Here is an 11,413-nt window from a genome sequence, read left to right as displayed (position 1 = left end):
GGTCAAGGAGATGAAGGAGAGGTCGCCGACGACGAGGTCGACGGGGGATCAACCTGGGCGGGCTCGAGCGCGCGCACGTTCGTGCGGTCCATCACCGTCACCCGCTCGTCGGTGCGCAGGGCCCAGGCGAGCTGGCCGTAGCCGACGTCCACAGCGATGACGTGGGCGGCGCCGCGCCGGAGCAACACATCGGTGAAACCGCCGGTCGAGGCGCCGGCATCGAGGGCACGCCGTCCGGACACCGTCGGTGCGGCGACACCGAGGGCATCGAGCGCACCGGCCAGCTTGTGGCCCCCGCGGGAGGCATACTCCGGCCTACCGTCGGACGCCTCCAGCACGCGTACGGGCCGCGCGGGGTCGAGCTGGGTGGCGGGCTTGCTGGCCGGGCTGCCGTCAAGAAGCACCCGGCCGGCGTCGATCAGTTCAGCGGCGTGCTGACGTGACCGGGCCAGGCCGCGCCGTACGAGTTCGGCATCGAGCCGGGAGCGTCGAGCCATCAGCGCTCGGCCTGGGCGAGCCGGTTCTGGAGCAGGTGGTGGACGCGCTCGAACGCCTCGACGTGTTCGGGGAGGGATTCGTCGCCGAGGCGCTCCAGATCGCTCAGGGCCGTCGCCAGTTCGTCGTTGCCCTCAGTGGTCTCGTCAGTGGTCGACACGCGTCCTCCTTCCCTGGACCCCACGCTACCTGGCTGGGAGTCCGCTCAGTCGGAAGCGAGTTGCGCGGGCTGGTCGGGGGTGCTCAGCACGGTATCCACTCCGGCCGTGTCGCTGGCATCCCACGCGGCTGCGGCGGCCGCCCGAAACTCGTCCATGCGTACCGAGGTCTCACCCAGCAGCAACTCGGCGCCATCCCGGTGCAGCACCACCTGACCCTCGCGGATGCTGACGCTGGCGTCGCGGCAGCGCCACAGCTCGCCATCGCGGAACGGCTGCGGGTGGCTTTCGGCGAGGCCACGCAGGTCCCTGGCGAGGAACTCGGGACGTTCGCCGGGTCGGGCGCGGAGCACCTCATCGATGCCGTCGACACCAGTGAGGACGTGCAGTCCAGGATATCCCGCTGCTCGCGCTCCGGCGAGGTCGGTGTTCAACCGGTCACCCACGACCAGCGGCTGCCGGGCTCCGGAGCGTTCAGCAGCCTGGTGAAAGATTTCGGGCTGGGGTTTGCCGGTCGAGCGCGGCTGAACGCCCGTTGCGTGCACCACTGCAGCGACGAGCGAGCCGTTTCCCGGCGCCATACCACGTTCGGTGGGGAGGGTGGCGTCGATGTTCGAGGCGACGAAGTCGGCACCCGCACTGATCGCATACACCGCCTCGGCAAGATCCGGCCACCCGAGCGTCGGCGCAAATCCTTGAACCACGATCGTGGGGGCGTCCGCAGCGGTCTCGACGACATCCAGTCCCTCAGCGAGGACCGCTTCGCGGAGCCCATCGCCGCCGATCACCAGCACCCGGGTGTCGGCGTCGGCCTCGGAGGCCACCAGTGCCGCCGCTGCCTGCGCGGCCGTCGTGACTTCTTCCGGGCCGGTCGGGATGGCGAGGTCGGTGAGATGCCGAGCCACTGTCTGTGGCGAGCGCGCGGCGTTATTCGTGACGAACATCGTCCGCATCCCACCCTCACGCGCGGAGTCAACCGCTTGGGCGGCATGGGGCACACCGTGTGCGCCGCGATAGACCACACCGTCGAGGTCGAGCAGCGCCACGTCGAACGCTTCCTGCAACGACCGATCGGACCCACTCAGCGTGGCTTCTGTCATGGGGCACCTTCTTCCCGTTCGGGATCGTCGATCTCACCGAAGATCACATCGTCGGCGAACTCGTCCGGCTGAGGCAGGGTCGCGGCGAGTGCATCTGCCTCGCCAATACGGCCGAGAGCCCGGAGAACCTCGACCTTGGCCTCGGCCACCCGCTCTCCGATCTCACCCCCGGCGTCAGCGACGAAGGGCTGTTCCAACAGCAGCAATGCAGCGTCCGGCTGGGACAGGTCAAGGCGCGCGCCGCTGGCAACGATCGCAAGTTCGATCCGGTCCTCTCGCGTCATCGCAGGACTCGCCGGTGCAGCTGCTAGCGCAAGGGCACGTTCCGGCCGGCCCAAGCCACGCTCACAGTCGGCCTCGATGGGACGCATCCCATCGACACCACTGAGCCGACGGACGGTGCGTACCTCGCGAAGGGCCTCCGCGTACCGTCCGGTCGCATAGGCGGTCAGGGCGACGGCTTCCCGCACGACATCCACCCGTCCCGCTCGTCGTGACGCAGCCAGGGCGTGCAGATACGCCGTCTCAGGATCAGTGTCCAGCAGTGCACCGGCCATCACCAGGTGTCGACCCACTCGCTCCGCGTTGTCCTTGGACAAGGTACGGAGGCGGCCGCGGGCGTCACGATCGAGCTGATCCCATGTCACTGAGTCGTCCAGAGGCGGATCCTGTGGTCGATCATCCTGCGGCGGCCGCGACTCACCGCGCGGGAGGGGACGACGCTGGTCGCTCCCGGGACTCTGGGCGGGCCGCCTGGTCCGATCGGCACCCTCGCGGCGCGCACGCTCATGGCCACCCCCGGACGATCCGTCGCGCCGAGGGCCGCCCCCACGCCCGCTTTCACGCGACGCACCGCCCCCGCGTCGGGGCCCGCCACGCGCTCCCTCACCCCGCGGTGCACCAGAACTCCCACGGCCGTACGAGCCGCGACGCTCGCTGCCACTGCCGTCCCGGTCGGGCCGTCGACGACGTTCCTCGTCCTTGGGCTCCTCGGCCATGGGTGCTCCTCACTGTTCACGATACCGCCGGGAATACTACCCGGTGGTGGAATGCAACAAGGGCCACCTGGCGTCGCCCCTGGTGTGAGGGGCGGCCTGGTGGCCCTTGTTGGAATGGGTGTCCGGCGGTGTCCTACTCTCCCACACCCTCGCGGGTGCAGTACCATCGGCGCTGAGGGGCTTAGCTTCCGGGTTCGGAATGGGACCGGGCGTTTCCCGCCTCGCTATGGCCGCCGTAACTCTATGGAGATATTCACACACACGGTGGGTGTGTGTTGCGGGTGTTTTCCCCGGTATCTCGGGAACCGCACAGTGGACGCGCACAATAATTCTTTGACTTGTGTTGTGGTAAGTCATCGGCATATTAGTACCGGTCAGCTTCACACCTTTCAGTGCTTCCACGTCCGGCCTATCAACCCAGTGGTCTAGCTGGGAGCCTCTCACACCTCGAGGGTGTATGGAAATCTCATCTTGAAGCAGGCTTCCCACTTAGATGCTTTCAGCGGTTATCCCTTCCCAACGTAGCTAACCAGCCGTGCTCCTGGCGGAACAACTGGCACACCAGAGGTTAGTCCGTCCCGGTCCTCTCGTACTAGGGACAGCCCTTCTCAAATTTCCAACGCGCGCAGCGGATAGGGACCGAACTGTCTCACGACGTTCTGAACCCAGCTCGCGTACCGCTTTAATGGGCGAACAGCCCAACCCTTGGGACCAACTCCAGCCCCAGGATGCGACGAGCCGACATCGAGGTGCCAAACCATGCCGTCGATATGGACTCTTGGGCAGGATCAGCCTGTTATCCCCGGGGTACCTTTTATCCGTTGAGCGACGGCGCTTCCACGAGCCACCGTCGGGTCACTAGTTCCGACTTTCGTCCCTGCTCGACATGTACGTCTCACAGTCAAGCTCCCTTGTGTACTTACACTCGCCACCTGATTGCCAACCAGGCTGAGGGAACCTTTGAGCGCCTCCGTTACTTTTTAGGAGGCAACCGCCCCAGTTAAACTACCCACCAGGCACTGTCCCTGATCCGGATCACGGACCGAGGTTAGGAATCCAGAACGACCAGAGTGGTATTTCAACGTTGACTCCACACACGCTGGCGCGTGCGCTTCATAGTCTCCCACCTATCCTACACAAGCCGTACCGAACACCAATACCAAGCTATAGTAAAGGTCCCGGGGTCTTTCCGTCCTGCTGCGCGTAACGAGCATCTTTACTCGTAGTGCAATTTCGCCGAGTTCGCGGTTGAGACAGCAGAGAAGTCGTTACGCCATTCGTGCAGGTCGGAACTTACCCGACAAGGAATTTCGCTACCTTAGGATGGTTATAGTTACCACCGCCGTTTACTGGGGCTTAAATTCTGAGCTTCGCTCCCGAAGGAACTAACCCGTCCTCTTAACCTTCCAGCACTGGGCAGGCGTCAGTCCGTATACATCGTCTTGCGACTTCGCACGGACCTGTGTTTTTGATAAACAGTCGCTTCTCTCTGGTCTCTGCGGCCATCAACGCATCCCCACCGCAAAGGGTGGATCACGCATCAGGCCCCCCTTCTCCCGAAGTTACGGGGGCATTTTGCCGAGTTCCTTAACCACGATTCACTCGATCGCCTTAGTATTCTCTACCTGACCACCTGAGTCGGTTTAGGGTACGGGCGGCTAGAACCTCGCGCCGAGGTTTTTCTAGGCAGCATAGGATCACCCAATCATCCAGCATTCGCTGTCACCATCAGTTCTCAGGCTATATGAGGTACGGATTTGCCTATACCTCGCCCTACAACCTTGGACGTGCCAAGCCATAAGACACGCTGGGCTACCTTCCTGCGTCACCCCTGTTAATACGCTTACCTACTACCGGTTCGGGTCACGCGCTACGCTCCCACGTTCCCCGAAGGGACTCTAGGAAGTTTCGGGCGTTTAGCATCACCGGGCTCGGTATGGGCGGTTCTTCGCCGGTAGCAGAATATCAACTGCTTGTCCATCGACTACGCCTGTCGGCCTCGCCTTAGGTCCCGACTTACCCAGGGCGGATTAACCTGGCCCTGGAACCCTTGGTCATTCGGCGGACGGGTTTCTCACCCGTCTTTCGCTACTCATGCCTGCATTCTCACTCGTGTGGCGTCCACGGCTGGATCACTCCGCCGCTTCACTCCCCACACGACGCTCCCCTACCCATCCACACACCTGGACCCACCCCACAAGGAGGCAAGCCAAGTAAATGCGTGAATGCCACAGCTTCGGCGGTATGCTTGAGCCCCGCTACATTGTCGGCGCAGAATCACTTGACCAGTGAGCTATTACGCACTCTTTCAAGGGTGGCTGCTTCTAAGCCAACCTCCTGGTTGTCTGTGCAACTCCACATCCTTTCCCACTTAGCATACGCTTAGGGGCCTTAGCTGGTGGTCTGGGCTGTTTCCCTCTCGACTACGAAGCTTATCCCCCGCAGTCTCACTGCCACGCTCTCACTTACCGGCATTCGGAGTTTGGTTGACGTCAGTAACCTGGTGAGGCCCATCAGCCATCCAGTAGCTCTACCTCCGGTAAGAAACACGTGACGCTGCACCTAAATGCATTTCGGGGAGAACCAGCTATCACGAAGTTTGATTGGCCTTTCACCCCTATCCACAGCTCATCCCCCCAGTTTTCAACCTAGGTGGGTTCGGTCCTCCACGCGGTCTTACCCGCGCTTCAACCTGGCCATGGATAGATCACTTCGCTTCGGGTCTAGAGCACGCGACTCAATCGCCCTATTCGGACTCGCTTTCGCTACGGCTTCCCCACACGGGTTAACCTCGCCACGTACCGCTAACTCGCAGGCTCATTCTTCAAAAGGCACGCTGTCACCCCTGCTAAGGAGGCTCCAACGGATTGTAAGCATTCGGTTTCAGGTACTATTTCACTCCCCTCCCGGGGTACTTTTCACCTTTCCCTCACGGTACTTGTCCGCTATCGGTCACCAGGTAGTATTTAGGCTTACCAAGTGGTCTTGGCAGATTCACACGGGATTTCTCGGGCCCCGTGCTACTTGGGATACTCATCAAGAGGCCACGCAATTTCGCCTACGGGAGTCACACCCTCTATGCTGGACCATTCAAGATCCTTCGACTATCACGCGACTTTTTTACTCTTTGCCAGCTCGGCAGAACCAGCCAACGAGTCCCACAACCCCACAAGTGCAACGCCTGCCGGCTATCACACACCCATGGTTTGGCCTCATCCGATTTCGCTCGCCACTACTCTCGGAATATCTTTTCCTGTGGGTACTGAGATGTTTCACTTCCCCACGTTCCCTCCACACACCCTATGTGTTCAGGTGCAGGTAACCGGGCATGACCCCGGCCGGGTTTCCCCATTCGGAAATCCTCGGATCAAAGTTCGTTTGCCAACTCCCCGAGGCTTATCGCAAGCTACTACGTCCTTCTTCGGCTCCTGGTGCCAAGGCATCCACCGAATGCTCTTAAAAACTTGACCACAAAAAATCAAAGATGCTCGCGTCCACTGTGCAGTTCTCAAGCTACCGACGATCCCCACCACCGACCAACCAACAGATCAGCCAAGCGCATGGGCCCGCATCAAGACCACCAACCCCAACGGGTTCGTTGCCTCAGACACCCAACAGTGTGTTCGCACCCACCACAGCCACCACCAGGCCCCCACACAGGAGAACCAACAGGTACATGACCAGCAAGAAGATACGTGATTGATGTTCCACCCATGAGCACCACCCCCAGAACACTCGCCCGGGGCATGGCCACTGCCCACCCACACCACCCACACACGGCGGATGACACAGATGAGAGTTGCTCCTTAGAAAGGAGGTGATCCAGCCGCACCTTCCGGTACGGCTACCTTGTTACGACTTCGTCCCAATCGCCAATCCCACCTTCGACAGCTCCCCCCACAAGGGTTGGGCCACCGGCTTCGGGTGTTACCGACTTTCATGACGTGACGGGCGGTGTGTACAAGGCCCGAGAACGTATTCACCGCAGCGTTGCTGATCTGCGATTACTAGCGACTCCGACTTCATGGGGTCGAGTTGCAGACCCCAATCCGAACTGAGACCGGCTTTATGGGATTCGCTCCACCTTACGGTATCGCAGCCCTTTGTACCGGCCATTGTAGCATGCGTGAAGCCCAAGACATAAGGGGCATGATGATTTGACGTCATCCCCACCTTCCTCCGAGTTGACCCCGGCAGTCTCCTATGAGTCCCCACCATCACGTGCTGGCAACATAGGACGAGGGTTGCGCTCGTTGCGGGACTTAACCCAACATCTCACGACACGAGCTGACGACAACCATGCACCACCTGTATACGAGTGTCCAAAGAGCCCCACATCTCTGCAGGGTTCTCGTATATGTCAAGCCTTGGTAAGGTTCTTCGCGTTGCATCGAATTAATCCGCATGCTCCGCCGCTTGTGCGGGCCCCCGTCAATTCCTTTGAGTTTTAGCCTTGCGGCCGTACTCCCCAGGCGGGGCACTTAATGCGTTAGCTGCGGCACGGAATCCGTGGAATGGATCCCACACCTAGTGCCCAACGTTTACGGCATGGACTACCAGGGTATCTAATCCTGTTCGCTCCCCATGCTTTCGCTCCTCAGCGTCAGTAGTGGCCCAGAGACCTGCCTTCGCCATCGGTGTTCCTCCTGATATCTGCGCATTCCACCGCTACACCAGGAATTCCAGTCTCCCCTACCACACTCTAGTCTGCCCGTACCCACTGCAGGCGCGAGGTTGAGCCTCGCGTTTTCACAGCAGACGCGACAAACCGCCTACGAGCTCTTTACGCCCAATAATTCCGGACAACGCTTGCGCCCTACGTATTACCGCGGCTGCTGGCACGTAGTTAGCCGGCGCTTCTTCTGCAGGTACCGTCACCCGAAAGCTTCTTCCCTACTGAAAGAGGTTTACAACCCGAAGGCCGTCATCCCTCACGCGGCGTCGCTGCATCAGGCTTTCGCCCATTGTGCAATATTCCCCACTGCTGCCTCCCGTAGGAGTCTGGGCCGTGTCTCAGTCCCAGTGTGGCCGGTCACCCTCTCAGGCCGGCTACCCGTCGTCGTCTTGGTAGGCCATCACCCCACCAACAAACTGATAGGCCGCGAGCCCATCCCTCACCAAAAAATCTTTCCAAACCCCACCATGCGGCAGGACCTGAATATCCAGTATTAGACGCCGTTTCCAGCGCTTATCCCAGAGAAAGGGGCAGGTTACTCACGTGTTACTCACCCGTTCGCCACTAATCCACGGTGCAAGCACCGCTTCATCGTTCGACTTGCATGTGTTAAGCACGCCGCCAGCGTTCGTCCTGAGCCAGGATCAAACTCTCCGTAAAAAGCTGAAACAGCGCCCCCAACCCAAAGGCCAGAAGCACCAACAACCATACGAAAAAAAAATCCCAGCCAGGCGCACACCCCCAACGAGGCAGGAGCGCACACCCAACCAATAAAAAACTGGCATCAATCACTTACAAACACACTGTTGAGTTCTCAAACAACGAACGCGCACCGCCATGAATCCCGATCCGGGCTTCCTGCTCGGGGCAACCGCTCCACCCTACTCGGTCCGATTCGCCCTCGTCAACTTGGCTGTCCGAGCCAGATCTGCACCTGACTCTGCTGGACTGCCCTGCCGAGAACGGCCGAACTGTCGGATGTGATCGTGCAGCTTGCGCTACCTTCGATCATGCCTCGCCGGGACCGTCCACCGTGTCGGTGTCCGTTGCTCCCTCTGCGGGGCGACGAGATAGAACATTACGGCCCTGTGCGGCGGGGGTCAAATCGTCAGCAGCCGCCCGCTCGGTCGCATGTTCAGTCTGCGCCATGCCCTCTGACCTGCGACGATGCAGTTCCGTCGAGGTCTGACCCGACGTCCTGGGGAGGTCCGACGCGGTCGAGGTGATACGCCTCACGTCGGTGATCTGATCGAGCCAGCACGGGAGCGGGCCCGGCCCCCAGGGATCCCCTGGCCGACCGGGCCCGATGAGCGGTGCGGCGCCGACTCAGCCCGTCACGACGGCGAGTGACCGGCGGCCGCGGCGCACCAGTGCCACGTCGCCCGCGAGCAGGTCGTCGTCACCGATGACACGGTCTGTATCGGTGACCTTCTCGTTGTTCAGGTACGCACCACCGTCACCGACCACCCGGCGTGCTGCGTTCCGCCCCTTCTCCAGACCGGCCGCCACCAGTGCATCGACGATGGTCGTCTCCCCGATGGTGATCTGCCCACGTGGGACCTCAGCCACGGCGTCGGCGAGCGTGCCGGCGTCCAGGTGGCGCAGAGCGTCCGCGTCTCCCCCACCGAACAATGCCGCGGACGCCGCCTCCACCCGCTCGGTCGCCTCGGCGCCGTGCACGACAGTGGTGACCTCCCGGGCCAGGGTGCGTTGCGCCGTCCTCGCCTTCCGCACGGCCGGGTCGGACTCCACCTGCTCGGCGAGCTCGATGATGGTGTCCCGGTCGAGGAAGGTGAACACCTTGAGGTAATCCACCACGTCCGCGTCGGCGGTGTTCAGCCAGAACTGGAAGAACGCGTACGGGCTCATCAAGTCCGGTGCCAGCCACACCGCACCGCCCTCGGTCTTGCCGAACTTGGTGCCGTCGGACTTCGTGATCAACGGCGTGGTGAGGGCATGGACGGACACGCCGTCGGCCTTGTGCACCAGATCGACCCCGGAGAGGAGGTTGCCCCACTGGTCGTTGCCACCGGTCTGCAACGTGCACCCGTATCGCCGGTGCAGCTCGAGGAAGTCCATCCCCTGCAGGATCTGGTAGCTGAACTCGGTGAAGCTGATCCCCTCGTCGCTGTTCAGCCGCCGTGCCACCGTGTCCTTGGCCAGCATCGTCCCGAGCCGGTAGTGCTTACCCACATCGCGCAGGAAGTCGATCGCCGAGAGCGGCGCCGTCCAGTCCAGGTTGTTCACCATCTGCGCCGGATTCTCACCCTCGAAGTCGAGGAACCGTGAGATCTGCGCGTGCAACCGCTCCGTCCACTCGGCCACCACCTCTTTGGTGTTCAGGGTGCGTTCCCCCGACATCCGCGGGTCCCCGATCATCCCGGTAGCGCCGCCGACGAGTGCGATGGCCCGGTGTCCGGCGTTCTGCAGGTGCCGCAGCAGCATCAGCTGGACAAGGTGCCCGTGGTGCAGGCTCGGCCCCGTGGGGTCGAAGCCCGCGTAATAGGTGACCGGTCCCGTCGAGAGCGCCTCGGCCAGAGCCGAGAGATCGGTGGACTGGGCGATCAGACCGCGCCAGCGCAACTCGTCGAGGATGTCGTTCACTATGACCTACCTTGTCTACGCTCCGTCTGCGTGACGGGATAGGGGCGTGTTCCCCTGTCCGCGCCCCAGCGTACCGACGGCGAGGGGTGCCAACGGTTCTTCCGCTGGGGTCTGGTGCCGACTCACGGTGCGCCCCTCCCGGGCCGGAAGTCTGAGACGTGCGGGTCACCGTCGATCCAGTACCGCCACGGATAGGCGTCAGTGCCGGCGACTCCCGAGACCCCGACCCGGGGACCGGTACGTATTGCGACCGGACCTGACGCAGGTGTCAGCACCAGGTTCTGCCTGGTCGCGGCTCGCGCGTCCGGGCATCGGCCGGTCGGGGCACGATCACCCGGATGGACAACGACGTCAGCGCCGTCGTCAGCGTGGACGAGGCCAAGAGCGACGGCGAGACGGGCCGGGCCGCGGGCGAGATCCTCGGAGCGCCGGCACACACCGGCGGCGAGCCGCCGCTGCCACGCCAGCTCCGCGCCGTGGATCACTTCAGCGGCCCGCAGCAGCACCGCCGTGGCCGTTCCCTCCGGTGAGCAGACCAGGTTCACGCAGTGGTGCAGCCCGAGATGCCGGTAGACATACACGTGGCCGGGCGGGCCGAACATGGTCGCGTTCCGTGCAGTACGCCCACGGTAGGCGTGCGAGCCAGGGTCGTCACCACCGAGATAGGCCTCCACCTCGACGATGCGCACCGCCACCCGATCCTCTCCCGTGCCGGTGGCCAGCGTGGCGCCGAGCAGCATCGGAGCGACCGCCACCGAGGGCGCGCTCAGGTCCAACGACCCGGGCTCGTGCACCTGAGTCACCGACGCAACCGTCCGAACGCGTCCACGCGCAGGTCGGCGACTGCGGCGGTGCCTGCCTCGGCGAAGAGCGTGGCCTCCTCGGCCATCCAGGCACGCCAGTGCGGTTCCGCAGCCGTGCCGTCACGCGCCAGTCCCCGGGCGAGGCGGACGTCGTCGGAGGCCTCTACCCAGACGATCACGCTGAAGAAGGGGCGGGTGTTGGCGCGCACGCAGCCGACCCCCTCCACCACGAGGACGCCGTCAGTAGGGACCTCATGCTCCTCCGCCAGTTCCTCGGCGTGCCAGTCGTAGCGCCGGTACCGGCCCACGCGACCGAGCCAGAGCTTGGCCAGGATCTCGCGTCGGAGCCGGTCCGCGGAGTCCCGCAGACCGGACCAGCCGAGATAGAGGTCATCCATGTGCACGGTCGTAGCCTCCAGCTCCGCTGCAACCGCGGCTGCCAGCGTGGTCTTGCCCGAACCGGCGGGTCCGTCGATCGCCACCACGGTGGACGCTCCGCAGCGCGGACCGGTGGTGCGGGCCGCCGTAGCGACGGCCCGCACCGTCTCCACCGGTGGGCTCACCTCGACCATGCTGCAGG

At 63.1% G+C, this 11,413-nt stretch carries 7 protein-coding genes and 3 rRNA genes; all 10 read right to left on the bottom strand.

The genetic code is table 11. The features are described from left to right. Positions 1–2: 2 nt before the first annotated feature. Positions 3–497 carry an SAM-dependent methyltransferase gene (locus BLU77_RS05040; RefSeq protein ID WP_342741450.1) on the bottom strand — a complete coding sequence of 165 codons (495 nt, stop codon included), beginning with the start codon at positions 495–497 and terminating at the stop codon, positions 3–5. Continuing rightward, positions 497–655: a hypothetical protein gene (locus BLU77_RS21990; RefSeq protein ID WP_175476937.1), complete on the bottom strand. Its 159-nt coding sequence runs from the start codon at positions 653–655 to the stop codon at positions 497–499. Before BLU77_RS21990 ends, BLU77_RS05040 begins: the two co-directional genes overlap by 1 nt. A 45-nt stretch (positions 656–700) precedes the next feature. Next, the gene (locus BLU77_RS05035) at positions 701–1,753 is read right to left on the bottom strand and encodes an HAD-IIA family hydrolase (RefSeq protein WP_089771967.1); all 1,053 of its coding nucleotides are present in this window, start codon (positions 1,751–1,753) and stop codon (positions 701–703) included. Further along, positions 1,750–2,400, bottom strand: coding sequence for a hypothetical protein (locus BLU77_RS05030; protein WP_089771966.1), 651 nt, complete (start codon positions 2,398–2,400; stop codon positions 1,750–1,752). Before BLU77_RS05030 ends, BLU77_RS05035 begins: the two co-directional genes overlap by 4 nt. Positions 2,401–2,871: 471 nt before the next feature. After that, a 5S ribosomal RNA gene (rrf, locus tag BLU77_RS05020) occupies positions 2,872–2,989 on the bottom strand. A 107-nt stretch (positions 2,990–3,096) separates the two neighbouring features. Next, a 23S ribosomal RNA gene (locus tag BLU77_RS05015) occupies positions 3,097–6,221 on the bottom strand. 340 nt (positions 6,222–6,561) lie between these two features. Beyond that, positions 6,562–8,086, bottom strand: a 16S ribosomal RNA gene (locus BLU77_RS05010). Together the 16S, 23S and 5S rRNA genes form the textbook arrangement of a ribosomal RNA operon. A 666-nt stretch (positions 8,087–8,752) precedes the next feature. Beyond that, on the bottom strand, positions 8,753–10,030 hold the full coding sequence (gene tyrS, locus BLU77_RS05005; RefSeq protein ID WP_089771964.1) for a tyrosine--tRNA ligase: 1,278 nt from the start codon (positions 10,028–10,030) through the stop codon (positions 8,753–8,755). A 122-nt stretch (positions 10,031–10,152) separates the two neighbouring features. After that, on the bottom strand, positions 10,153–10,770 hold the full coding sequence (locus BLU77_RS05000; protein ID WP_217632406.1) for a DNA-3-methyladenine glycosylase: 618 nt from the start codon (positions 10,768–10,770) through the stop codon (positions 10,153–10,155). A 59-nt stretch (positions 10,771–10,829) separates the two neighbouring features. Next, positions 10,830–11,396 carry an AAA family ATPase gene (locus tag BLU77_RS04995; protein WP_245708671.1) on the bottom strand — a complete coding sequence of 189 codons (567 nt, stop codon included), beginning with the start codon at positions 11,394–11,396 and terminating at the stop codon, positions 10,830–10,832. Positions 11,397–11,413: the final 17 nt, after the last annotated feature.

It is taken from the genome of Ruania alba (assembly GCF_900105765.1).
GTDB classification, from domain to species: Bacteria; Actinomycetota; Actinomycetes; order Actinomycetales; family Beutenbergiaceae; genus Ruania; species Ruania alba.
Note: the sequence above shows the minus strand (reverse complement) of the source record. Positions and strands in the feature narration are given on the sequence as shown.